Genomic DNA, 24,076 nt, shown 5'->3' on the forward strand with positions numbered 1-24,076 from the left:
TGCAAACGCGATAAGCGCTTGGTGCGGGCGGAGGGACTCGAACCCCCACAACTTTCGTCACTGGAACCTAAATCCAGCGCGTCTACCAGTTCCGCCACGCCCGCGTGAATTTGCATCAAGACCGGCCGCGATGCCGCGGGCGGCCGGGCTTATAGCATGCGCCTAACTGTTCGCAGCAAAAAAATGGCCCGATGGAGGCAGGCTTCAAATAGGCACGATGGCTGGACTTATCCAGCGCGGCGTGGTCCGGATCGCGCCATGACATTGCGGATTTTCGACCCGAACCGGCGTGAGCTTTTGGCGGGCCTTGCCAGTGGACTTGGCGCCTCGGCGGCCGGCTTGATTGCCGGTGGCGCCAGCCCGTCCGTGACCGCCCAGCTCGCCCTGCAGGCCAGGCCCGCCACGCTGGCGCTGAGGCCGGGTCAGCCGCCGACACCGGTTTGGGAGCTGACCGCCGCAAGCCGTTTGGGGAACGTGCGTCTCAAGCGGGGCGACCGCTGCGAGCTGGTGTTCCGCAACGAGCTGCCTGTGCCGATTGCCCTAGTGTGGTACGGCCTGAACGGCCCGGCAGCGTCCGATCCGCTGCGGGGGCGCGCGCCGACCACCCCAAATACGACAGAAACATCAATTATTTCAATGGCTAACGCAGGAACTCTGCTGGCCGACTTCCGCCTCTTCGAAGACGGCCTGAAGCAGCCTGCCCGCCCGCTGCCGGTCATTGTCGAAGAGACGAGCCGCCCCGCAATCGACCGTGACGAGATCCTCCTGATCGAGGAGTGGCGGCTGCGGCCGGATGGCACCGCCGTGCCGCCGGGCCGGGACCCGAAGGCCACGACCCCGCTCTATACGATCAACGGACAGACTTCATTCGAACTTTCAGCATTGGGCGGTCAGCGGCTGCGACTGCGCATTATCAACGGCTCGCAACGTTCTGTTCTCGCGATCAAATTGGAAGGCCACGAGGTCCGCGTCATGGCTCTGGACGGGCAGCCGGCCGAGCCGTTCCCGGCGCGCAACGGCGCCGTGGTGCTAGCGCCCGGCGCACGCGCCGACGCGTTTGTGGATGCGGCCACAGCGGCGGCAATCCTGCTGCATGACGGCAAGGAGGCGCGCCAGGTCGGAAGCCTCGCGATCACCGGCCCCTTGGAACGGCGCGCGCCGTTGGCCGCGCCACAGGCGCTCCCATCGAACGGTCTCCCTGAGACGCTCGATCTGAAAGGCGCCCTGCGGTTCGATGTCGCGCTCGGCGCGGCTGACGCCGGCTGGATAGGCCCTGCGCATTTCTCCACCGCCTCCGCCCCCGCCTTCCGCGCCAAGGCGGGCCGCACCGTCGTGCTGGCCCTGAAGAACCCCGCCCCCGTCACGACCGTGTTCCACCTGCACGGCCACCATTTCCGCCTGCTCGACAGGCTCGACGACGGCTGGAAGCCCTACTGGCTCGACACGCTCGCGATCGAGCCCAGCCAGACCCAGCGCATCGCGTTCGCCGCGACCTCGCCCGGACGATGGCTGCTCGAATCCGTCGTGACCGATTGGGCCGCGCCGCGGCTGGTGCGCTGGTACGCGGTGGAGTGAGCTTTCGTAGGATGGGTAGAGCGTAGCGAAACCCATCGCCACTGCACCAAGGTTTGAGATGATGGGTTTCGCTTCGCTCAACCCATCCTACCTGACAACTCAGTACTCCACCCCAAGCGCGTCATAGATCCGCCGGTGCACGGCCGGCAGCGTCTCGGTGAGATCCTCTGCAATCAGGCCCGGGCCTGCTTCGCTCGCCGCTTCGCCGTGCATCCACACGCCGATGCTGGCGGCCTCGAAGGCCGGCACGCCCTGCGCCAGCAGCCCGGCGATGATGCCGGAGAGCACGTCGCCGGCGCCGGCGGTGGCGAGCCACGGCGGCGCGTTGGCGGCGATGGTGGCGCGGCCATCAGGGGCGGCGATGGTGGTATCCGGCCCCTTCAGCAGCACGACGGCGCCGCAGCGCTCGGCGGCGGCGCGCACGCGCTCCAGCTTGGAACGGCCGGGATGCTTGTTGCTGAGGTCCGAGAACAGGCGTGGAAACTCGCCCTCGTGCGGGGTCAGCACCACCGCATTGTCGTGCGAGGACTTGATCGATTCGAACAGCCGCTCGGGCTTGGCGGCAAAGCTCGTCAGCGCGTCCGCATCCAACACCAAGTGCCGCTGCGCGGTCAGCGCGGTATGGACGAAGTCGCAAGTCCGCTCGCCGACGCCCGCGCCGGGGCCAATGATGCAGGTGTTGTAGCGCTTGTCGCCGAGCAGCTCGCCGAACTCGACCGCGGTGTCGACCGGGCGAACCATCACCGCGGTCAGCGCGCCCGCATTAATCGCAAGTGCATCGCGCGGGCTCGCCAGCGTCACGAGGCCCGCGCCGGCGCGCAGCGCCCCGCGCGCGGCGAGCCGCGCAGCGCCGGTCGCGGCTGCGTCGCCGGAGACGGCCAGCACATGGCCGCGCGAAAATTTGTGGCCGTCGATGCGCGGCACCGGAAAGGCGGCGCCCCAGAAGTCCGGATCGTTCTCGAAGATCTCAGGCGCGATCTCGTCCAGCACGCTGGCATCGATGCCGATGTCGGCAACGCGCACGCTGCCGCAATGCATGCGGCCGGGAAGCAGGAGATGCGCCGGCTTCTTGCGGAAGAAGGTGACGGTCTCGGCGGCGTTCACCGCCACGCCCATCACGGCGGCGCTGGTGCCGTTGATGCCGCTCGGCAGGTCGACGGCCAAGACCTGGGCGCCGTTGGCGTTGATCGCCTCGATCATCGCGCGCGCCTCGCCGTCGACGGGACGGCTGAGCCCCGCGCCGAACAGCGCGTCGATGATCAGTGCAGGCCGTCCGATCGCCTGCGGATTGAACGGCAGCACCGGGTGCTTCCAGCCGCGCGCGGCGGAGGCCGCATCGCCTTGAAGCTGCTCGCGCTCGCACATCAGGATCACCGAGACTTCGCGACCCTGGGCGGCGAGCTCCGCGGCTGCGACGAAACCATCGCCGCCATTGTTGCCGGGGCCGGCCACGATCAGGATCGGCCCCTCCTCCACCAGCGCATGGGCGGCCTCGGCAACGGCCTGTCCGGCGCTGAGCATCAGCTTGAAGCCGGGCGTGCCTGCCGCGATACTGAGCTGATCGGCGCGCTGCATTTCAGCGGTGGTCAGAACTTCCATGCCACTTCCCTGGTCCAAACGCCTTTACAACAGGCACGATCCGTGCCGTCCCATCCCCGGGAACATCGTTCTGCACACATATTGAACCGTTTGCCTATTTCGTAGTCTTCGGTATTTTATGTCGGTCGGCGCCACCTATCAGAGATGCTCGTTAAAAGGCTGATAACGCTCCAATAATCAGGGCATTTGCAACTTGGCATAGACCCTGCTTTCGAGGAAGCCGCTTCGGTTCGTCGTGCTCACTGGCATGTATCAGGGTGTGGCCGGCCGCCGCCGGGCTGGTCAGGCATCCCGGTATAGCGAAGACAAGATCGTGCGTTCAAGAAGGCGCATCCTGACGAAGACGTTGCTATTTGATCGAAAGGCCGGGAGGCGCGCAGTGAAAAAAATCGAAGCCATCATCAAGCCATTCAAGCTCGACGAGGTGAAGGAAGCGCTTCAGGAGGTCGGCCTTCAGGGCATCACCGTCACCGAGGCCAAGGGCTTCGGCCGGCAGAAGGGTCACGCCGAGCTCTACCGCGGTGCAGAATACATCGTCGACTTCCTGCCCAAGGTGAAGATCGAGATCGTGATCGGCGACGATCTGGTCGAGCGCGCCATCGACGCGATCCGTCGCGCCGCGCAAACCGGACGCATCGGCGATGGCAAGATCTTCGTCTCCAACGTCGAAGAGGCGATCCGCATCCGGACCGGCGAATCCGGGCTGGACGCTATCTGAGCCGGGTGCTATCCCGCATTTTGCGACACTCTGAAAGAAAAAAGGCTGCTTCGGCGGCCTGATTTCGTTTGTGCGGTTGCGCCAACTCGCCGAAAGCGAGAACGAATCTGCTCATCTGGAAACCGACCCGCAGAGCCAAAAGGGGTATGCATGAAGACCGCCAAAGACGTCCTGAAATCGATCAAGGACAACGACGTCAAATACGTCGACCTGCGCTTCACCGATCCGCGCGGCAAGTGGCAGCACGTCACGTTCGACGTCAGCATGATCGATGAGGACATTTTCGCCGAAGGGACGATGTTCGACGGCTCCTCGATCGCCGGCTGGAAGGCGATCAACGAATCCGACATGTGCCTGATGCCCGATCCGGTGACCGCGACGATCGATCCGTTCTTCGCCGAGACCACGATGGTCATCACCTGCGACGTGCTCGAGCCCACCACCGGCGAGCCCTACAACCGCGACCCCCGCGGCATCGCCAAGAAGGCGGAAGCCATGGTGAAGTCGATGGGTGTGGGCGACAGCGTGTTCGTCGGCCCCGAAGCCGAGTTCTTCGTGTTCGACGACGTGCGCTATTCAGCCGACCCCTACAAGACCGGTTTCCGCCTCGACTCCTCGGAGCTGCCGACCAACTCCGACACCGAATATGAAGGTGGCAATCTCGGCCACCGCATCCGCACCAAGGGCGGCTACTTCCCCGTCCCGCCGCAGGACTCGGTGCAGGACATGCGCTCGGAAATGCTGGGCGCCATGGCCAAGATGGGCGTCAAGGTCGAGAAGCACCACCACGAGGTCGCTTCCGCCCAGCACGAGCTCGGCATGAAGTTCGACACGCTGACGCTGATGGCCGACCACATGCAGATCTACAAATACTGCATCCACCAGGTCGCGCACATCTACGGCAAGACCGCCACCTTCATGCCGAAGCCGATCTACGGCGACAACGGCTCGGGCATGCACGTGCACCAGTCCATCTGGAAGGACGGCAAGCCGGTGTTCGCCGGCAACAAATATGCCGACCTGTCGGAGACCTGCCTCCACTACATCGGCGGCATCATCAAGCACGCCAAGGCGATCAACGCCTTCACCAACCCGTCGACCAACTCGTACAAGCGTCTGGTCCCGGGCTATGAGGCCCCCGTGCTGCTCGCCTATTCCGCGCGCAACCGCTCGGCCTCCTGCCGCATCCCCTACACCGCTTCGCCGAAGGCCAAGCGCGTCGAGGTGCGCTTCCCCGACCCGATGGCCAACCCCTATCTCGGCTTTGCCGCGATGCTGATGGCCGGCCTCGACGGCATCAAGAACAAGATCGATCCGGGTCCGGCGATGGACAAGGACCTCTACGATCTGCCGAAGGAAGAGCTGAAGCAGATCCCGACGGTGTGCGGTTCACTGCGCGAGGCGCTCGAGAACCTCGACAAGGACCGCGGCTTCCTCAAGGCCGGCGGCGTGTTCGACGACGACTTCATCGACGCCTATATCGAGCTGAAGATGACCGAAGTCGCCCGCTTCGAGATGACCCCGCACCCGGTCGAGTTCGAGATGTATTATTCGAACTGAGCGGTTCGAACTTTCTGCGACAAGCAAAAGGCGCTCCGGGAGGAGCGCCTTTTCGTTTTGGAATCATCACCACGTCGCCGTGAACGCCTTCTGGAGCTCGGCCGGCGCCGTCACGCCGTTCGAAATCAGCAATTGGGTGAGTACGCGCGCTTTCTGCGGATTGAGATCCTCGGACACGACGAAGCCGTTCTTGTCGTCGTCGACCTCGACATTCCTGGTGACGAAGCCGGATCGCACCCGCGTGGAGCGAACGACGATGATGCCCTTCTTGGCCGCCGCTTCGAGCGCGTCGAGGGCCGGCTTCGAGGTGTTGCCGTCGCCGACGCCGGCCAGCACGATGCCCTTGGCGCCGTGGGAGATGGCGTCCTCGATCGGGATCGCATCCATGTTAGCGTGGGAGTAGACGATCGCGACGCGCGGCAATTGCTCACCGGCCGGCAGTTTGTAGGTCGCCCGCTTGAAGCCGGCGGCCTGGGTCATGAAGCGAATGCCGCCGGCGGTGTCGACATAGCCGATCGGCCCGTCATTGGGCGAGCTGAAGGTCTCGATGCTGGTGGTGTTGGTCTTGGTGACCGAGCGCGCACCCTGGATCTTGTCGTTCAGCACGGCCATCACGCCGCGCCCGCGCGAGCGGGGATCGGCCGCCACCTGCACCGCCTCATAGAGATTGCCGGGGCCGTCCGCGCTGACCGCCGTGGCCGGCCGCATCGAGCCGACGATCACCACCGGTCTGTCGCCGCGCACCACATTGTCGAGGAAGAACGCGGTCTCCTCGAGCGTATCGGTGCCATGGGTGATGACGACGCCGTCGGCTTCGTTCTTGTCGAAGGCCTCCTGGATGCGGCGGGCCAGCGCGAACCAGACCTTGTCGTTCATGTCTTGCGAGCCGATCGACGATATCTGCTCGGCGTCCAGCTTCGCGAGCTTGTCGAGACCCGGCACCGACTGCATCAGCTGCTCGCCCGTGATCTGGCCCGATTTGTACGCGCCCGTCGCGCGCGGATCGGCCTGGCCGGCAATGGTGCCTCCCGTCGCCAGCACGAGGACGCGGGGCAGATTGGTGGTGGGCTCTGCGGCCTGAACGGCTGCGCCGATGCAGCCGAAGCAGAGCACGACGGCCATCAGGGGAATGGCAAGCCTCGATAGCCGGCCAGGCTGGTGAGATGCTGAGGTGACGGCGTCGCTGATCATCGAATGTCCTCCTGCTGTCCCGGGCAGGCCATTCGAGACCGCGCAATGGGGCCGAAGATGGGCGGCCGCACGCAGGACGGGTAGTGTCCTTGCAGGACGTCATCTCGCCGGCCGGACCGAGATGCGCCCTGCTCCGCTCTACCCGCCGGGCGTCGCTATGACCTTGATGTCACCGCAGGCCTATCGCACACGGCGGACGGAGCGGACGATGTGAGGCGCCTTCGAGTCATCCGCGTTCGTTCCACATCTGACTCCACTTCGTTCTCAAAGAACAAATCAGAGCCGCAAAAATCGCGATGGAGCAATTCCTACTGATTGGTTTACGACGACCGAGATTTGGGATGATTGGATATCAGGTCCTCGTAGGGCGGATTAGCTGAAGGCGTAATCCGCCGACTGCAGGCGACGCTTACGCGCGTTCGCCGAAGTCACCATCCGCGTTGCTATCCCCCGCCCAGTCCGCGGGAAACAGTCCGGCCTCGACATCTCGGTGAAACGACGAATGCGGCCAATCCGACACCCAGGTCACATACCCGTTCTTGACCGGATTGATGTAGACGCCCGGAGCAAATGCACGGCGCTAGTTCGGCGTCGAAGCCGCCCCATCAAGTCAAGATGGCGGATTACGCCTTCGGCTAATCCGCCCTACCACTCCAACTCGAGTTGCGTACGAACTTCCCTACGAAGTAGCAGCAGAAGGTCCGTGAGTTCGTCATAGGACGCAGCCGGGAAGAGCCGATGCATCACCATTCTGATCCATTGGGATATTTGCGGCTCGATTCGCTTGAATTGAACCTCACCATCGACGTAAGCACTCCAGAAGCCCGGCTCCGCTTTGAGCATCTCAACTAGACGATCGATGTCGTTCTTTGTCCAAGCTCTTTTCATCGATAACTCAGATTGCCCTCACCGGGGTCCCTGCTCCGTGCCGGGCAGGAACGCGCCCTACGCCGCCGCCTTCTGCCGCGCGACCAGCGCCTCGCCGAAGGCCTCGAACAGCTTGCGGTTGATGGGATTGTGCTGCGGGTCGTACTCGGCGTGCCATTGCACGCCGAGCGCGAAGGTCGGGGCTTCCGCGATGCGGATCGCCTCGATCGTGCCGTCCTCGGCAATGCCCTCGATCAGCACGCGTCTGCCGGGCTCCAGGATACCCTGGCCATGCAGTGAGTTGACCCGGATCCTCTCGCAGCCGAGCAGCTGCGCGAACGCGCCACCCGGCGTCAGTGCGACGTCGTGGCGATCGGCGAACACCACGGTCGGATCGGGATGGATCTCGCCATTCTCAAGTCGGGGCATGCGGTGGTTCATGCGGCCGGGGATTTCGCGGATCTCGGGATGCAGCGAGCCGCCGAAGGCGACGTTCATCTCCTGCAGGCCCCGGCAGATGCCGAACAGCGGGATGCCGCGGGCGACGCAGGCCATCGAGAGCGCCAGCGCGACCTCGTCGCGGTGGATGTCGTAGGGCTCGTGCTTCTCGCAAGGGTCGACGTTGAAACGGGTCGGATGCACGTTGGCCCGGGCGCCGGTGAGGATGACACCGTCGACGGTGTCGAGCAGCGCCCCGATATCGGTGATGTCAGGCGAGCCGGCGAACATCACCGGCAAGCCGCCGGAGACCTCGGCCACGGCGCGCAGATTTCGCTCACCGACCATCTGGACCTGAAATCGATTTTCGACGCGATGGGCGTTCCCGATCACGCCGACGACCGGCTTTCTCATCTGTCGTTCCGCGCCTCCTGCGGTGAGAAGATTCTCCAAACATGCCCCTGGGATGGAACAAATTCAACAGAAGGGAGCGCGGGACGGCAATGCTATTTTCGCGCAAATGCCTCCCGCGCCTCCACCCCGCCTTCGAGGGGCAGGCCGGCGGCCTTCAGCGCGGTTGCCGCTGCCTCGCCCGGCACGGCCAGCCAGGGCAATCTCGCTTCGATCCCACGCGTGACCGGCTCACCGAGCGCGCCGCCGAAATCGATCGGCCAGAACCCGTTGGGCACCGCCTCGGCGGTGAGGCCGCGGATCGCGTAGCCGTCGCCCAGGATCGCCCCTGCATGGTCGGTCGCGACAAGGCGCGCGCTGTTGGGGTCCTTGAGATCGCCGAAGCTGACGAGCACCGGGATGAGCTCGCCTTGCACCGGGACAATGCCCGCCTGCCGGCTCATGTCTTTGAACGACACGCGGCTCCCGCGGGCGGCGCCGTAGGCGCGCAGCGCGACATAGTTGATGTCGTCGAGGTCGAGCTTGGCGCCCTGCTGGTGCGCCAGCAACGCAACCAGGTTCTTGCCGCGACCGAGGTCGACGAACACGGCCTCTCCACGCATGGTGGTGCGGCCGCTGCGGTTGTAGTTGCGATCGGGCACGACGGCGAGGATGCCCGACCCGCTCTTGGTCCCATCGGGCGTCGTCACCTCGACCGTCAGGCGGTATTTGTGATCCGGCCGGTTGATCCGGATCTGGTCGCCGCCGACGAGCAGGGCCAGAAGCCCGAGAAGACCGGCCCATTTGCTGATGAAACCCAAGCGCCCCCACCTTTCTTCTTTCTCACCGCTCTGCACCGTTCGCGCGGCAGCGTCAAACCGGCGCGTTGCCGCTCTTGATCGGGAGCGCGTTTGTCGAAAGAGTGCCTTGATTGCAGCTACCGAAGACAGGATACGATGTGACCTTTCCCGCAGATGAACGGCCCCGTTCCCGTGCCGACCTCGCTCGCGATCAAGCCTGGGCGATCTCGGTTGGAGGCATCGGTATCGTGCTGTTCACGGCCATGCTGCTGTTCAGCTGGTATTTTGCTCCCACCCTGCTGCTGATCTTCACCGGCATGCTGCTCGGTGTCGGCCTCAACGCGCTGACAGGCGCGCTTGGCCGCCGCGTGCCCCTGCCGCACCCGGTCCGCCTCGCGATCGTCTGCACCGCCCTCGCCTTGATGCTCGCCGGCGTCGGCTATCTCGGCGGCGCCACCATCGCCGAGCAGGCTTCGCTGCTGAGCAAGACCATCAAATCGCAGATCACCAACGTCCGCGGCTTCCTCGAGAACCACGGCATCGACACCAGCTTCTTCGATCTCGGCAATGCTGCGCCTGAATCATCAATCGATACGCCGGCAGCCCCGACGCCCGCACCAGCGGCGTCCTCGCGCGGCGCGCTGCCTAGCGCAGGCGCCCTCGCCTCCAGCGGCGGCGCGATCGTGAGCCAGACCTTCAAGCTGCTGCTCGGCACCATCCATGGTGTCGGAAACATCTTCATCGTGCTGTTCCTGGGTCTCGCCTTCGCCGCCCAGCCCGGCGTCTATCATGACGGCCTGTTGTTCCTGGCGCCGGCCAGACATCGCACCCGCGTCAGGCTCATCATCGATCGTATCAGCGAGACGCTGGAGCGTTGGTTGATCGCGCAGATCACGGTCATGCTGGCGGTCGGCGCCGTGACCTGGATCGGCCTCGCCGTCATCGGCATCCCCGGCGCGTTCATCCTGGGGATCCAGGCGGGCCTGCTCGCCTTCATCCCGACCGTCGGCGCCATCATTGCCGGCGTCATCGTGGTGCTTGCGAGCCTTGCTTCGGGTTGGATAGCGGCGCTGTCGGCGTTTCTCCTCTTCATGGGCGTCCACGCCATGGAGAGCTACGTGCTGACGCCGATCCTTCAGCGCCAGGCGCTGGACATCCCGCCGGCCACGCTGTTCGCGTTCCAGATCCTGCTCGGCGTCGTGTTCGGAATCTGGGGCCTCGCGCTGGCGCTGCCGCTGGTCGCCATCGCCAAGGTCATCATCGATCACTTCAAGACGTATGAGGCGTCGCCCCTCGCGGAAGCCGCGTGACCAAGCTTAAGTCGTCAGCACGGTCTCGGTGTGCTCGACTTCCGGCGGGGCGGCGAAGTATTGGCCGACGAGGCCGCGCCATTCGGTGAAGTTCTCGGAGCTTCGGAAATCGACGGTGTGATTCTCCAGCGTCGCCCACTTCACCATCAGACGGTAGCGCTGCGGCTTCTCGATCGATTTGTGCAGCTCGAAGCCGTGAAAACCCTTGGCGCGGCCGAAGGCGGCCTTGGCCTTGGCGACGGCGGCCTCGAAATCCTTCTCGCTGCCCGGTTTGACGTCGATTTGCGCGATCTCGGTGATCATCGGTTTCCACCCATTCTTTTTCGATGGGCGTCTTTACCGCAGCCGGCGCAAAAGAAGAAGGCGCCGAAACGGCGCCCTGCCCGGTCCAAAAACGCAGATCACTCAGGCGAGCAGCAGAACGGTGCCCGCTACGATCAACGCGCAGCCGACGAACATCACGAGCGGCCAATAGCTGCGGCCCTGCGTGTAATGTCCTTGGGCGCGCCGCTCCGTGATCAGCGCCGTCTCGTATTCGTCCGCGGTCGAGAACAAGCAGGCGAAACCGCCGCGCGCCGAGGCAGCTGCGGCTTCGAGTGACATCAGGGCGGCTTGCGGGTCGTGTCGAGGGATCGATTCCATGACCGTGAAGGTAGGGATCGAATGGTAAACAGAAGATTACCGCAATGCCGCTTGCCTCACGCCGTCGCGGGACGCACCTGCGGCGCACCGGGCCGCGCGGCAGTTTGGCGTCGCCAGTTCTCTAGCGACAGCGGCAGCTCTTCCGCCGCCTCGACTCGGTTACGGCCGCCGCGCTTGGCCTGGTAGAGCGCGGTGTCGGCGGAAGCCAACAGCACCTCGAGCTCGGTGCCGGCCGGACCGCCGGCGACGCCGATGCTGACGGTGGTGTCGACCGGACCCTCGTCGACCACGACGCCAGATGTCTCGAATGCCTCGCGCACGCGCTCGGCGACCAGCACGCCTTCCTCCAGCGAACACGGCAGGAGCGCGGCGAATTCCTCACCGCCGATGCGGCCCGACAGGTCGGTGATGCGGAGGTTGCTGACCACGACGGTGGAGAACAGCTTCAGCATCTCGTCGCCGGCGGGATGACCGAACCGGTCGTTGATCGACTTGAAGTGGTCGATGTCGAAGATCATGACGGTGACGGGACGCCCGGCCTTTGCCTCGCGCTCGATCACGCGCACGCAAGCTTCGGAGAAGCCGCGCCGGTTGAGCATGCCGGTCAGCGGATCCGTCGACGCGGCGGTGCGGTGTGCGGTCACCGTGCGCTCGGACACCAGCATGAAGATCACGAACACGGTGCCGACGGCATAGAGGATGAGCTCGACTGCGAACATCGTGACCCAGATGCTCGACGAGAAGCCGCCATCGTGCGGGCGGAGGAAGCTGCCGATCACGATCGGCAGCATCAGCACGCAGCCGTGCATCACCGGCATCACCAACGCCGGCCAGCGTCGCTGCACGCTCTTGCGCCGCTCGGTCCAGAGCTCGCTGGCGGTAAGCGCCGCATAGACCGAAACGATGCCGGCACCGACGATCATCCGCAGCATGGATGCCTCGGGGTCCAGCAGCATGACTGCGGCGACCCAGGCGATCGCGCCAAGCACGAGGCCGGGCCAGTTCGGCCTGCGGCCGTGGAAGACGCGCGCCGCATTCCACACCATGCCGCAGGCGACGAAGCCGACCGCATTTAACGCCAGATAGAGATGCGGTCCGAGCTTGTCGCCGGCCGCGGTCCATAACGCGACGGAGGCGGCACCGAGGAGATAGGCGGTGCCCCACCATTTCAGCGCAGGACTGTTCTCCTGCCTGCCGAAGAACACCATCATGGCGCCGAGCAGTGCGGCAACCATGGTGGCGACCAAATAGAGCGTGATGCTATCGAGCGACATCATGTCGGCCCCCTCTAAAACATAGCAGTTACGCGATCGGCCCAGCCGATTTGCGCGCCCTTCCGAATGCGACGCTATGTCCCGCGGGTTCCATTCAGGTTTTCGCGCGGCCCCAAGTTTTCCTGAAACACGCCATCAATTTGCATACAAACGAACAACAAAAAGGGCGCTGAAAACAGCGCCCTTTTGCATCTCATTGAAGCCGCTTTCGCGGCGAATGCGACGAAAGCGATTAACGCTTCGAGAACTGGAAGGACCGGCGAGCCTTGGCCTTACCGTACTTCTTGCGCTCGACCACGCGCGAGTCGCGGGTGAGGAAGCCGCCCTTCTTGAGCACGCTGCGCAGCTCCGGCTCGAAATAGGTGAGAGCCTTGGAGATGCCGTGACGGACGGCGCCGGCCTGGCCGGACAGACCGCCGCCGGCGACGGTGCAGATCACGTCGTACTGGCCCGAACGCTGGGCCACGGAGAACGGCTGCTCGATCATCATGCGCAGCACGGGACGAGCAAAATAGACCTCGACCTCGCGCGAGTTGACGGTGACCTTGCCGGCGCCCGGCTTGATCCACACGCGGGCGACAGCGTCCTTGCGCTTGCCGGTGGCATAGGCGCGGTTGAACTTGTCGACCTTCTTCTCGTGCTTGGGCGCGTCGGGCGCGGCCGCCGTCTTGAGCTGCGAGAGCTGGTCGAGCGACTGGATGGATTCGGCCATGTTATGCGGCCCTCGTGTTCTTGCGGTTCAACTTGGCGATATCGATCTTCTCGGGCTGCTGCGCCTCGTGCGGGTGATCGGCGCCGCCATAGACACGGAGGTTGCCCATCTGCACGCGACCGAGCGGACCACGCGGGATCATGCGCTCGACGGCCTTCTCGAGCACGCGCTCGGGATGCTTGCCCTCGAGGATCTGGCGCGCGGTGCGCTCCTTGACGTGGCCGACATAGCCGGTGTGCTTGTAGTAGGTCTTCTGCTCGCGCTTGCGGCCGGTGAGAACCGCATGCTGCGCATTGATGATGATGACGTTGTCACCGCAATCGACGTGCGGGGTGTAGGTCGGGAGGTGCTTGCCGCGGAGCCGCATGGCGACGATGGTGGCGAGACGGCCGACGACCAGACCCTTGGCGTCGATCAGCACCCACTTCTTCGTCACCTCGGCCGGCTTTGCCGAAAAGGTTTTCATGTCAGAATTTCCGTGAGGGAGACATCGGCGCGAACACCGCACCGGACTGCGCGGGTTTCTAGAGAAGAGGGGCGCAACGGTCAATGCCCAAAGGCGGAAATTACTGCAGCAATATCAACGGTTTGAAAATATGGTATCAAGATACCCGCGAAAACATCAAACATTTGGAATGGAATAGGTCGAGGTGACATGCGCGATTGGATCCGGGGAGGAGCCTGACAACAGCTTCACCTCCCCGACCGCCAGGCGCTTGCCGAGCTTGAGCAGCCGGGCCTCAGCAAGGACGTCCTGCCCCGGCTGGCCCTTGCGCAGGAAGTTGATGTTGAGATTGGTGGTGACCGCGAGCCCGATCGGCCCGATCGCGGACAAGAGCACTACGTACATTGCGAAATCGGCCAGTGCCATCAGCGTCGGGCCGGACACGGTTCCGCCCGGTCGGAGCATTCTTTCGCTGTAGCGCTGGCGCAAGAGGCAGGTCTGGCCGTCGGCGCTTTCGATCGTGATGTCATCGCCACTGAAAGCCTGGGGAAACTCGTGGCGCAGAAACTGCTCGAGCTCCGCCACGCTCATTTTCGCTAACGCCATGCTACTCCTCACCCTCGCTTCACGGTCCCTGTTACATTAAGTTATCTGCGTCATCCAAATGCAATAATCCAAACGGAAACGCTTCGATGTCCGCCCAGGCCACCCGTGCCCATTCCCCGCAACCGCCGATCCTTCTGCGCGAGACCGCAGGCCCCATCGCGGTGCTGACCCTCAACCGCCCGGCCGCACGCAACAGCCTCTCGCAAGCCATGATCGCAAGCCTGCATACCGAGCTCGACGCGATCGGGAACGACAAGGCGGTCCGTGGCGTCGTGATCGCCGCCAACGGTCCCGCCTTCTCGGCCGGTCACGACATGAAGGAGCTGACCGCGCGTCGCGCCGATCCAGATCGCGGCCGCGCGTTCTTCGCCGAGATGATGAACGCCTGTAGCGCGATGATGCAGGCGATCGTGCACCTGCCCAAGCCCGTGATCGCCTCCGTTCAGGGCATTGCGACCGCAGCCGGCTGCCAGCTCGTGGCCAGCTGCGACCTCGCCATCGCCTCCGAGGCGGCGAGCTTCGCCACGCCCGGCGTCGACATCGGCCTGTTCTGCTCGACACCCATGGTGGCGCTGTCGCGCAACGTGCCGCGCAAACAGGCGATGGAGATGCTTCTGACGGGCGAGCCGATCCCGGCCGTGCGCGCCCGTGAGATCGGGCTCATCAATCGCGTCGTCTCCGCCGGGACCGAGCGCGACGAGGCGATCGCGCTGGCGGAAAAGGTCGCATTGAAATCCTCCTACACGGTGAAGCTCGGCAAGGAAGCGTTCTACCGCCAGGCCGAGATGAGCCTTGCGGAGGCCTACCGCTATGCGGCAGAGGTGATGACCGAGAACATGATGGCGCGCGACGCCGAGGAAGGCATCGGCGCGTTCATCGAAAAGCGCACGCCGACTTGGCGCGATGAATAGTCAACTCCTCATCCTGAGGAGCCGCGGGACGCGGCGTCTCGAAGGATGGAGGCCGACTGTGGCCTCATGGTTCGAGACGCGCGTGCCGCGCTCCTCACCATGAGGGTCAGAGAAAGAAAAAGATGAACCACGACTCCTATCCCGACAATTACATCCGCGGCATCCTCAACAGCGTGAAGTCGATCGCGATGGTCGGCGCCTCGCCCGTCAACGTGCGGCCGAGCTATTTTGCGTTCAAATATCTGGCGCAGCGCGGTTACGACATGATCCCGGTCAATCCGGGCCATGTCGGCAAGGAGCTGCTCGGAAAGCCCTTCGTCGCCTCGCTGTCCGACATCGGCCGCCCCATCGACATGATCGACATCTTCCGCAACTCCAACCACATCATGCCGGTGGTTGAGGAAGCGTTGACGCTCGACCCGCTGCCGAAGGTGATCTGGATGCAGCTTGGCGCACGCGACGACGCGGCAGCGGCGAAAGCGGAATCAGTGGGTATCAAGGTGGTGATGAACCGATGCCCCAAGATCGAATACGGCCGCTTGTCGTCCGAAATATCCTGGATGGGCGTGAATTCGCGCACGCTCAGCTCCAAGCGGGCACCGGCGCCGACACAAGGCATGCGGTTGTCCCTCAATCGGATGAGCGTCGGCGGCGGCAACACCGCAGCCTCCGATCGTGCCGCCAAAAACAAGACCGAGCAAAGCTGACGCGGCCCGCGAAGGATTCATATCGCGAACGCGACAATGCGTAGCACGATCGTTTCGATGTAAGCGGCGGCTTGACGGCGGGCACCGCGCCGATCAGCATGCCGCGCGATTTCAGACCACAAGAACAGGACGCCTCAATGAGCGATCGCCTTCCGGGATTTTCCACGCTCGCCGTGCATGCCGGTGCACAGCCCGACCCCACCACCGGCGCGCGCGCAACTCCGATCTATCAAACGACGTCTTTCGTCTTCAACGACGCCGACCACGCCGCCTCGTTGTTCGGCCTGCAGGCGTTCGGCAACATCTACACCCGCATCGGCAATCCCACCAACGCGGTGCTGGAGGAGCGCGTCGCCGCGCTCGAAGGCGGCACGGCGGCACTTGCGGTGGCTTCGGGCCACGCCGCTCAGGTTGTGATTCTGCAACAGCTGCTCCAACCCGGCGACGAGTTCATTGCCGCGCGAAAACTCTATGGCGGCTCGATCAACCAGTTCACGCATGCGTTCAAGAGCTTTGGCTGGAACGTGGTGTGGGCCGATCCCGACGACATCGCCAGCTTCGAGCGCGCGGTGACGCCGCGCACCAAGGCGATCTTCATCGAGTCCATCGCCAATCCCGCGGGCAGCATCACCGACATCGAGGCGATCTCGACGGTGGCGCGCAAGGCGGGCGTGCCGCTGATCGTCGACAACACGCTGGCCTCGCCCTATCTGATCCGCCCGATCGATCACGGCGCCGACATCGTCGTGCACTCGCTGACGAAGTTCCTCGGCGGTCATGGCAATTCGCTCGGTGGCATCATCGTCGATGCCGGCACCTTCGATTGGTCCACCGGCGGCAAATATCCGATGCTGTCGGAGCCGCGGCCCGAATATCACGGCATCCGCCTGCAGGAGACCTTCGGCAATTTCGCCTTCGCGATCGCCTGCCGCGTGCTCGGCTTGCGTGACCTCGGGCCGGCGCTGTCGCCGTTCAACGCCTTCATGATCCTCACCGGCATCGAGACGCTGCCGCTGCGCATGCAGAAGCACTGCGACAACGCCAAAGCCGTCGCCGAATTCCTCGCGCAACATCCGGCGGTGGCCTCGGTGAGCTATGCGGGCCTTGCGAGCGACAAGTACAACCAGCTCGCGCGCAAATACGCGCCGAAGGGCGCGGGCGCCGTGTTCACCTTCAGCCTCAAGGGCGGCTACGACGCTGGCGTCAGCCTGGTGTCGAAACTGCAGCTGTTCTCGCATCTGGCCAATGTCGGCGACACTCGCTCGCTCGTGATCCATCCGGCCTCGACCACGCACAGCCAGCTCGACGACGCCGCCAAGGTCAAGTCCGGCGCCGGCCCCGACGTGGTGCGGCTCTCGGTCGGCATCGAGGACAAGGAAGACCTGATCGCAGATCTGGAGCAGGCGCTGGGGGCTTAATGTCGTTCCGGGGCGCGACAGCGCACCCGGAACCTCGAGATTCTCGGGTGCGCAATTGCGCACCTGAGTTCGGTGCTTCGCACCGCCCCGGAATGACGGCGGCTTCTTGGCAGTTAACAGTCGTTAACCATATCGGCCGCATAAATCGTCGCTGGATCGCCTCTTGATTCGGAGCCAACGATGTTGCGCTGGATGATACCTGCCCTGGCAGTGATGCTGACGGTTTCGACCGCGCTGGCCGCCGATCTGCCGGCCACGCCAAAGCGGCGCGCCGCTGTTCCGCCGCAAGAGCCGCCAAAGGTCTACGTCGAGACCGATCCTGATGCCCTGATCTCGCCGGCCTACGGCATCGGCAGCTACATCCGCAACCTGCCGGGCACGCCGCTATTGCCCGGCTCGCACACGCTGCCGGGCTATTACGGCCGCCCGTGGAGCTACGATTACCAGGGCGCGTATTACGGCGGGAAGCAGGTCGATTATTTCTGGCGCCTGCCCTATGCCTGCGGCATCTACGGCTATTGCTGATCAGCCGGACTGAGGGTGATCAGCCGGCCTGACCGAGCGGGACCACGCGCGGCTGCGCTTGCGCGGATTGCCGTGAGGCCAGACGCTCCACCTGCATCACCGCGAGCATGAGCACCACGATCGCGACCGCCTGATGCGCGAGCGCGAGGCCGATCGGAACCTGGTTGAGCAGCGTCAGGATGCCGAGCACCGCCTGCAGGCTCACCGCCGCAAACAGCCAGAGCGCGCCGCTCGCCGCTGAACCTGCCCGCGCGCGCACCGCGTCGATCGCGTGCAGCGCCGCCAGCGCGAACAGCAGATAGGCCGTCATGCGGTGCTCGAACTGCACCGTCAGCACGTTGTCGAACATATTGCGCCACCACGGCGTCTCGAACCACAGCCGCTCCGCCGACGGGATGAACGCGCCGTCGATCTGCGGCCAGGTGTTGTAGGCGCGCCCGGCGCGCAGGCCGGCGACCAGCGCGCCGAAATAGATCTGCACGAACGTCACAACGAGGAGCAGCACACTCGTGAACCGCAGCCGCGCCGGTGCTGCGATCTGCGGCCGCTCCTTGAGCCGCCGCACCGTCCAGACGATGCCGGCGAAGATCAGAAGCGCGAGCATCAGATGCGTCGCCAGTCGATATTGCGACACCTCGGTGCGTCCCGACAGGCCCGAGGCGACCATCCACCAGCCGACCGCGCCTTGCAGCCCGCCGAGCGCGAACAGCAGCCACAGCCGCCGCTTCAATTCACCGGAGAGACCGCCGCGCCACAGGAAGAACAGGAACGGCAGCAGATAGGCGACGCCGATGAAACGGCCGAGCAGCCGGTGGCTCCATTCCCACCAGAAGATCTCCTTGAATTCGGACAGGCTCATGCCTGCATTGAGCTCGCGATATTGCGGGATCTTCTTGTAGGCCTCGAACGCCTCGGTCCACTGCGCCTCGGTGAGCGGCGGCACGCTGCCCGTGACCGGCTTCCATTCGACGATCGAGAGGCCGGATTCCGTGAGCCGCGTCGCGCCGCCGACCAGCACCATCAGCGCGATCAGCGCCGCGACGGCGATCAGCCACGCGCGCACGGCGCGATGCGGTTCGGACGGAGCGGAGATCGTCGTCATCGGGAGCAAAAACCAGGCCTTGAAGCAGAAAGACTTGAACCAGGGAGGCTTGAACCGGACTGCGCGCCCCTTATAGTCCCCCGCTCCCGCAGCGCAAGTTACGCGAAAGCCACGATATTCCGCCATGACGATCCGTACCCGCAAGTTCCTCGGCGCCATCCTGCTCCTGGTGCTGGCCACGGTCTGGGCCCTGCTCGGCATGGCGGCGGCGCAGATGCCGTGGATCTCCGAGTCCGGCTGGCGACAGGCGATCTATTACGTGGTGGTGGGCCTGGGCTGGGTGCTGCCGGCAATGCCGATCGTGAGCTGGATGCAGCGGGCGGACCGGGTCAAGTCTGGCTCGTAGCGCTGCCGGTCGGCTTCACCGGAGCGAAGGCCACACCCGACACCAGCACGCGCAGCATGCGTAGCGAGCGGACCCTTCCGTCCCAGGAGATCCGCGGCAGCGCGCGCAGATTGGTACGGCCCTCCGCCTCCACGATGCCCGGGATCGTCGAGACCGCGCTGGCAAAGCCCGCCTCCTCGGCCATCACGACATGGCTGCGCCGGAACGAGGCACGGTCGCCGAACGGAAAGGCGATATGCGCGATCTCGCGATCGAACGCGGATTCCGCAACCACCTTGCCCATCGTCATCTCGCGCAGCGCAGCCACGTCCTTCATGTTGGCGAGAACGGGATAATTCACGGTCGCGCTGCCGATCGTCACCAGCGGATCGGCAGCGAGTCTCGCAAGGTCCTCCCAATTCATCGACGCCTCGCGCGAGACGGCAGCGAGGTCGACCCGGTAGCGCGTGCAGAGATCGGCGATCGCGGCCGACAGTTCCACCGGCGGCAGCGAGCGCAGCCAGCTCTCAAGATGGGAGAACAGCGCCCGCTTCCCGGCAATGTCAGTAACGGTGAAGCGCTGCTCCTTCTCGCCCATCATCAGGCTGATGCGGCTCTCGCGCGCGATCACCTGCTCGAGTCCGAGCCACCAGGCCTCGCCGACGCCATCGGGAAAGGCGGTGGGCACATAGACCGTGAAGGGCACGCCGTGGCGCGCCAGCACCGGATAGGCGAAGTCGATCAGATCCTTGCTGGCGCCATCGAAGGTCAGCGCCACGAAGCGCCGCTTCTCCGGCAGCGTCACGGCGCGTCGGCAGACCTCGTCCATGCCGAGGAAGTCATACTTCCAGCGCTGCAGCGCACGAATGGTGCGGTCGAGGAATTGCGGCGTGATCTCGTGCTCGCGCAGCGGCTGAAACCCGCCACGACGCCGCGGCCGCACGCGCTGAAGGCGCAGGATGGCACCGGCACCGCGGCTGCGCAGCGCCGCCTGGCCGCTGAACCAGGTCAGCTCGAGCCGCAGCCGCTCCAGCCATCTGTCGTCGGATACCAAGGTCCCCGCCCTTCGTGCGCCGGCGCCTGTTCTCTCTCCTGTCGTCATTACCCTTTGTTGACCTTTCTTTGCAAAGGTCGGCCCAAGGCCGAACGACGTCTATTTTGATTTCTCGACAGGTTTCGCGAATGACCATGGCTGCGGCGATGCAAAGCCGATCGGCAGAAGCGCCAGCGCGGTCGACGGCGAGCCGCATCGCCCAGGTCGATATCGTCTCGGATCTCGGCGAGGCCGAGGCGGCCTGGCGCGCCTTCGAGCAGACTGGCCACCTCTTTACGCCCTACCAGTGCTTCGACCTGCTTGCCCCGTGGCAACAACTGGTCGGTCCCCACGAAGGGGCGCGCCCTTTCATCGTGATCGCCCGCGACCTAGAGCACCGGCCCCTCCTGCTGCTGCCGCTGTCTCTGCGCCAGAGCCATGGCGTGCGCACCGCCTGTTTCATGGGAGGCAAGCACACGACCTTCAACATGGGCCTTTGGAACGCCGAATTCGCAGAGCAGGCCGCTCCGGCCGATCTCGACGCGCTGCTGGCGCCGTTGCGCGCACATGTCGACGTGCTCTCGCTGACGCAGCAGCCCAAGCGCTGGAGCGACCAGCAGAACCCGTTTGCGCTGCTGCCGCGGCAGGGCTCGATCAACGGCTGCCCGCTGCTGACGATCGAGCCGGGCGGCCTGCCGGAATCGCGCATCAGCAATTCCTTCCGCCGCCGCCTCAAGAGCAAGGAGAAGAAGCTCCAGGCCCTGCCCGGCTACCGCTACCATCTCGCGACCTCAGATGCGGACATCGAGCGGCTGCTCGACTGGTTCTTCCGCGTCAAGCCGGCGCGGATGGCGGAGCAGAACCTGCCGAACGTGTTCGCCGAGCCGGGCGTCGAGCAGTTCATCCGCAGCGCCTGCCTGTCGCGGCGCGGCGACGGCCGCGCGATCGACATCCACGCGCTCGAATGCGACGAGGACGTGATCGCGATCTTCGCCGGCGTCGCCGACGGCCAGCGCTTCTCGATGATGTTCAACACCTACACGATGTCCGAGCATTCCCGTTACAGTCCGGGCCTGATCCTGATGCGCTACATCATCGACCGCTGCGCCGAGCGCGGCTACCGCTCCCTCGACCTCGGCATCGGCTCGGACGATTACAAGCGGATGTTCTGCAAGGACGACGAGGACATCTTCGACAGCTTCGTGCCCCTGACCTCGCGCGGAAAGCTCGCGGCGATGGCAATGTCATCGCTCAGTCGCGGCAAGCGGATGGTGAAGCAGAACCAGGTGCTGTTTGACCTCGCCCGCCGGCTGCGGCAGGCGTTCGGATAAGACCTCTTCGCAATGACCGGATCGTAGGGTGGGCAAAGCGAAGCGTGCCCACGTCTTCCGTTCCTGCATTGGAGAGGTCGTGGGCACGGCGCAAACACGCCTTTGCCCCACCCTACGATTGCGGAGAGAGTTTACGCTGCCACGACGCGCGCGGCTTCCACCGTCGGCTGCACCGGCTTGCTCAGCATCGTCACCTCGCTGAAGCCGGCCGCCCTCAGCTGCTCGCTCATCTGCGTGCGTGCATCCGGGGCCATCGATGCATCCGGCACCACGACGGCGCGGGCATGCGCCGTCAGCAGGTCGGCCGGCAGATCGGAGGCGCTGCCGGCATCGAGCAGCACGTGGTCGTAGGCGCGGAGCAGCGCATCGATCGCGAGCGTCACGCGCGGCGATTGCAACAGGCTGCGGTCGAAGCCCGGACGGCCGGCCACGACGAGATGCAACCGCGACAGCTTGTCCCGTGTAATGACCTGCGCGAACGTCGCCTCGCCCTGCATCAGCTCGGCAAGACCCGGCGCGGACGCATCGACGGACACCGCGGCGATGGTCGGCGAGGACACGGCGAGATCGACCACCACCACGCGCGCGTCGCGCGCCAGGTGCCGGGCGAGCGTCAGCGTCGACAGCGTGATGGATTCACCGGCCGCCGTGCCGAGCACCGTGACCTTCTTCGCCGCCGCGCCTGCCCGGCGCAGGCTGCCGGCCAACTGCTCGATCTCGGCGAATTCGGAGATGTCGGCTTCGGGCGCCATCTCCGGCTGAAGCGGCCCGGGATTGTCAACCACCGGACCGAGGGGCGGCGCGACCACCGGCTCGATCACCGGTTCAACCATCGCTTCGCGGCGCACCGGCGCCCGGGACGGCAGGACTGCCTCCACCGCGCGCGGCGCGGTCTGGCGCAACAGCTCGCCGGTAACGACGACACCGGACGACAGCAGCAGCGTCGCGATGGTCGCGATCAGCACGATCGGCAGCTTCTTCGGATAGGCCGGCGTGTTCGAGACGATGGCGCGCGAGATGATGCGGCCGTCGGTCGGCGCGGTGTCGATGGTCTCGCGGGTGTTGGCCTCGCGGTACTTGGCGAGATAGGTCTCCAGCAGATCGCGCTGCGCCTTGGCCTCGCGCTCGAGCGCGCGGAGCTGCACGTCCTGGCCGTTGGTCGAGGCCGCCTGCTTCTTGAGCTGATCGAGGCTCGTCGTCAGACCGTCGACGCGGCTCGAGGCAATGCGCGCGTCGCTTTCGAGCGTGCGCGAAATCTTGGCCGCTTCGTCACGGATCTGATTATCGAGATCGCCGAGCTGCGCCTTCAATTCCTTGATGCGCGGATGATTGCCGAGCAGTGTGGACGATTGCTCGGCAAGCTGGGCGCGCAGCGTGACCCGCTGCTCCGACAGCCGCCGCATCAACTCGGAGTTCACTACCTCCGATGCCTCGATCGGCTTGCCGCTCTGGAGCATTTCGCGGATCAGCTTCGCTTTGGATTCCGCGTCGGCCTTGATCGAACGCGCATTGTTCAGCTGGGTGTTGATCTCACCCATCTGCTGGTTCGACAGCGTCGTGTTGTTGGTGCCGACGAACAGGCTCGACTTGGAGCGGAAGTCCTCGACCCGCGCCTCGGCCTCGGACACCTTCTTGCGTAAGTCCCCGATCTCGCCGGCCAGCCACTGGCTCGCATTCTTGGCCTGCTCCTGGCGTGCGCTCTGCTGGAGCACGAGGTAACCCTCGGCGATCGAGTTGGCGACGCGCGCGGCAAGCTCGGGATCGGCGGACTGGAAGTCGACCACGATCACGCGCGACTTGTCGACGGCGTAAGCCTGGAGGCGCTCGTAATAGGCGTCCAGCACACGCTCTTCCGGCGTCATCGAGAACGGATCGCGGCCGATGCCGACCATCGCCGCCAGCGATTTCAGCGGCGAGATGCCCTGCAGCACGGGATCGAATTCGGGCCGCTCGGCAAGCTTGTTCTTCTTGATGATCTCGCGCGCGAGATCGCGCGACAGCACGAGCTGCACCTGGCTGGTGACGGCCTCGGCGTCGAGCGCCTGCCGCTCCTCGGCGCGGTCGCTGTTCGGGCGCAGGAACACGTTCTCGCGGCCGTCGATCAGGATCCGGACTTCGGACTTGTAGCGCGGCGTGACGAGGTTCACGATGGCAATCGATCCGACGAGCATCAGCACCGTCGGCACGATGATCCAGCCGCGCTTGCGCGCCAATGCCGCACCGAGCGCATGCAGGTCGATGTCGCCGGATTCGATTTGCGCCTGCTTCGTGACGACGGGCTTCGCTTCGATCTTGGTTTCGATCTTGGCTTCGATCTTGGGCGCAGCTTCGGCTCTGGATTTCGAGACGGCCCGCTCGATCACCGCCTTGTCCTTGCCGGCACGCCAGAACGCTAAACGCATCGAACACTCCCGCAGGGCAACGCTGCGACTCTACCTCAACCGCAGCGATTACACTCCATTAAGGTTGCCGCTGGGTTAATCGCGCCGTTCCGCCATCCGCGCGCACGCGCTCGTCACCGTTTGTTAACCACGAGGCCCCTTAATCCGTCTCGATTATTCGCAAGATTGTTCGTGTTCGCCGTCGAGCGCTGGTTT

Annotated in this window: 23 protein-coding genes and 1 tRNA gene; 10 read left to right on the top strand and 14 right to left on the bottom strand. The window is 64.9% G+C overall.

Annotated features, from left to right (window positions below; translation table 11 throughout):
- Positions 1 to 19: 19 nt before the first annotated feature.
- Positions 20 to 104 (bottom strand) — tRNA-Leu (locus tag LPJ38_RS26560).
- A 154-nt stretch (positions 105 to 258) separates the two neighbouring features.
- Here LPJ38_RS26560 and LPJ38_RS26565 point away from each other — a divergent pair.
- A complete protein-coding gene (locus LPJ38_RS26565) occupies positions 259 to 1,575 on the top strand; it encodes a multicopper oxidase family protein (protein ID WP_145630121.1) in 1,317 nt (438 codons plus the stop codon).
- A 99-nt stretch (positions 1,576 to 1,674) separates the two neighbouring features.
- On the opposite strand, the gene LPJ38_RS26570 is transcribed toward LPJ38_RS26565, so the two are convergent.
- The gene (locus LPJ38_RS26570; protein ID WP_145630120.1) at positions 1,675 to 3,174 is read right to left on the bottom strand and encodes an NAD(P)H-hydrate dehydratase; all 1,500 of its coding nucleotides are present in this window, start codon (positions 3,172 to 3,174) and stop codon (positions 1,675 to 1,677) included.
- Positions 3,175 to 3,553: 379 nt separating this feature from the next.
- Here LPJ38_RS26570 and LPJ38_RS26575 point away from each other — a divergent pair, with 379 nt between their 5' ends.
- Complete coding sequence (locus tag LPJ38_RS26575) at positions 3,554 to 3,892, top strand: P-II family nitrogen regulator (protein ID WP_008547883.1); 339 nt, start codon at positions 3,554 to 3,556, stop codon at positions 3,890 to 3,892.
- 150 nt (positions 3,893 to 4,042) lie between these two features.
- Entirely contained in the window at positions 4,043 to 5,452 is a 1,410-nt protein-coding gene (glnA, locus tag LPJ38_RS26580) for a type I glutamate--ammonia ligase (RefSeq protein ID WP_060736229.1), read from the top strand.
- Between the two features lie 66 nt (positions 5,453 to 5,518).
- On the opposite strand, the gene LPJ38_RS26585 is transcribed toward glnA, so the two are convergent.
- From LPJ38_RS26585 to LPJ38_RS26600, 3 genes are all read right to left on the bottom strand, one after another.
- Positions 5,519 to 6,643 (bottom strand): asparaginase, encoded by a 1,125-nt coding sequence (locus LPJ38_RS26585; RefSeq protein ID WP_145630119.1) that lies wholly within the window; start codon positions 6,641 to 6,643, stop codon positions 5,519 to 5,521.
- A 945-nt stretch (positions 6,644 to 7,588) separates the two neighbouring features.
- Positions 7,589 to 8,362 (bottom strand): gamma-glutamyl-gamma-aminobutyrate hydrolase family protein, encoded by a 774-nt coding sequence (locus tag LPJ38_RS26595; protein WP_145630118.1) that lies wholly within the window; start codon positions 8,360 to 8,362, stop codon positions 7,589 to 7,591.
- A 92-nt stretch (positions 8,363 to 8,454) separates the two neighbouring features.
- Positions 8,455 to 9,159 carry a hypothetical protein gene (locus tag LPJ38_RS26600; protein ID WP_145630117.1) on the bottom strand — a complete coding sequence of 235 codons (705 nt, stop codon included), beginning with the start codon at positions 9,157 to 9,159 and terminating at the stop codon, positions 8,455 to 8,457.
- Positions 9,160 to 9,296: 137 nt separating this feature from the next.
- Here LPJ38_RS26600 and LPJ38_RS26605 point away from each other — a divergent pair, with 137 nt between their 5' ends.
- The gene (locus LPJ38_RS26605; RefSeq protein ID WP_145630116.1) at positions 9,297 to 10,448 is read left to right on the top strand and encodes an AI-2E family transporter; all 1,152 of its coding nucleotides are present in this window, start codon (positions 9,297 to 9,299) and stop codon (positions 10,446 to 10,448) included.
- 6 nt (positions 10,449 to 10,454) lie between these two features.
- On the opposite strand, the gene LPJ38_RS26610 is transcribed toward LPJ38_RS26605, so the two are convergent.
- The 6 genes from LPJ38_RS26610 to LPJ38_RS26635 form a co-directional block, all read right to left on the bottom strand.
- Positions 10,455 to 10,751, bottom strand: a complete 297-nt coding sequence (locus LPJ38_RS26610) for an antibiotic biosynthesis monooxygenase family protein (protein ID WP_145630115.1) — start codon at positions 10,749 to 10,751, stop codon at positions 10,455 to 10,457.
- 102 nt (positions 10,752 to 10,853) lie between these two features.
- Positions 10,854 to 11,090 (bottom strand): hypothetical protein, encoded by a 237-nt coding sequence (locus LPJ38_RS26615; RefSeq protein ID WP_145630114.1) that lies wholly within the window; start codon positions 11,088 to 11,090, stop codon positions 10,854 to 10,856.
- 56 nt (positions 11,091 to 11,146) lie between these two features.
- A complete protein-coding gene (locus LPJ38_RS26620) occupies positions 11,147 to 12,367 on the bottom strand; it encodes a GGDEF domain-containing protein (RefSeq protein ID WP_145630113.1) in 1,221 nt (406 codons plus the stop codon).
- A gap of 229 nt (positions 12,368 to 12,596) precedes the next feature.
- Entirely contained in the window at positions 12,597 to 13,076 is a 480-nt protein-coding gene (rpsI, locus tag LPJ38_RS26625; RefSeq protein ID WP_018320095.1) for a 30S ribosomal protein S9, read from the bottom strand.
- Position 13,077: 1 nt separating this feature from the next.
- A complete protein-coding gene (gene rplM / locus LPJ38_RS26630; protein WP_011087726.1) occupies positions 13,078 to 13,542 on the bottom strand; it encodes a 50S ribosomal protein L13 in 465 nt (154 codons plus the stop codon).
- Positions 13,543 to 13,698: 156 nt separating this feature from the next.
- Positions 13,699 to 14,127 carry a PaaI family thioesterase gene (locus tag LPJ38_RS26635; protein ID WP_145630112.1) on the bottom strand — a complete coding sequence of 143 codons (429 nt, stop codon included), beginning with the start codon at positions 14,125 to 14,127 and terminating at the stop codon, positions 13,699 to 13,701.
- Positions 14,128 to 14,213: 86 nt separating this feature from the next.
- Between LPJ38_RS26635 and LPJ38_RS26640 the strand changes: the two genes are divergently transcribed.
- The 4 genes from LPJ38_RS26640 to LPJ38_RS26655 all read left to right on the top strand — a co-directional run bounded on the left by LPJ38_RS26640 (position 14,214) and on the right by LPJ38_RS26655 (position 17,688).
- Positions 14,214 to 15,038, top strand: a complete 825-nt coding sequence (locus LPJ38_RS26640) for an enoyl-CoA hydratase (RefSeq protein WP_145630111.1) — start codon at positions 14,214 to 14,216, stop codon at positions 15,036 to 15,038.
- Between the two features lie 122 nt (positions 15,039 to 15,160).
- Complete coding sequence (locus tag LPJ38_RS26645) at positions 15,161 to 15,745, top strand: CoA-binding protein (protein WP_145630110.1); 585 nt, start codon at positions 15,161 to 15,163, stop codon at positions 15,743 to 15,745.
- Positions 15,746 to 15,882: 137 nt separating this feature from the next.
- Positions 15,883 to 17,163 (top strand): O-acetylhomoserine aminocarboxypropyltransferase, encoded by a 1,281-nt coding sequence (locus LPJ38_RS26650; protein WP_145630109.1) that lies wholly within the window; start codon positions 15,883 to 15,885, stop codon positions 17,161 to 17,163.
- A 180-nt stretch (positions 17,164 to 17,343) separates the two neighbouring features.
- Positions 17,344 to 17,688, top strand: a complete 345-nt coding sequence (locus LPJ38_RS26655) for a hypothetical protein (RefSeq protein WP_145630108.1) — start codon at positions 17,344 to 17,346, stop codon at positions 17,686 to 17,688.
- A 19-nt stretch (positions 17,689 to 17,707) separates the two neighbouring features.
- Here the strand turns inward: LPJ38_RS26655 and LPJ38_RS26660 are convergent, their stop codons facing one another.
- A complete protein-coding gene (locus LPJ38_RS26660; RefSeq protein ID WP_145630107.1) occupies positions 17,708 to 18,790 on the bottom strand; it encodes a COX15/CtaA family protein in 1,083 nt (360 codons plus the stop codon).
- Positions 18,791 to 18,914: 124 nt separating this feature from the next.
- Between LPJ38_RS26660 and LPJ38_RS26665 the strand changes: the two genes are divergently transcribed.
- Positions 18,915 to 19,136 (top strand): DUF2842 domain-containing protein, encoded by a 222-nt coding sequence (locus LPJ38_RS26665; protein ID WP_145630106.1) that lies wholly within the window; start codon positions 18,915 to 18,917, stop codon positions 19,134 to 19,136.
- Here the strand turns inward: LPJ38_RS26665 and LPJ38_RS26670 are convergent.
- The gene (locus tag LPJ38_RS26670; protein ID WP_145630105.1) at positions 19,120 to 20,169 is read right to left on the bottom strand and encodes a polysaccharide deacetylase family protein; all 1,050 of its coding nucleotides are present in this window, start codon (positions 20,167 to 20,169) and stop codon (positions 19,120 to 19,122) included. The genes LPJ38_RS26665 and LPJ38_RS26670 overlap by 17 nt on opposite strands.
- A gap of 128 nt (positions 20,170 to 20,297) precedes the next feature.
- Here LPJ38_RS26670 and LPJ38_RS26675 point away from each other — a divergent pair, with 128 nt between their 5' ends.
- Positions 20,298 to 21,479 (top strand): GNAT family N-acetyltransferase, encoded by a 1,182-nt coding sequence (locus LPJ38_RS26675; RefSeq protein ID WP_145630104.1) that lies wholly within the window; start codon positions 20,298 to 20,300, stop codon positions 21,477 to 21,479.
- Positions 21,480 to 21,610: 131 nt separating this feature from the next.
- On the opposite strand, the gene LPJ38_RS26680 is transcribed toward LPJ38_RS26675, so the two are convergent.
- Positions 21,611 to 23,881: a GumC family protein gene (locus LPJ38_RS26680; protein ID WP_145630103.1), complete on the bottom strand. Its 2,271-nt coding sequence runs from the start codon at positions 23,879 to 23,881 to the stop codon at positions 21,611 to 21,613.
- Between the last annotated feature and the right edge of the window lie 195 nt (positions 23,882 to 24,076).

The organism is Bradyrhizobium daqingense (genome assembly GCF_021044685.1).
Lineage (GTDB): Bacteria > Pseudomonadota > Alphaproteobacteria > Rhizobiales > Xanthobacteraceae > Bradyrhizobium > Bradyrhizobium daqingense.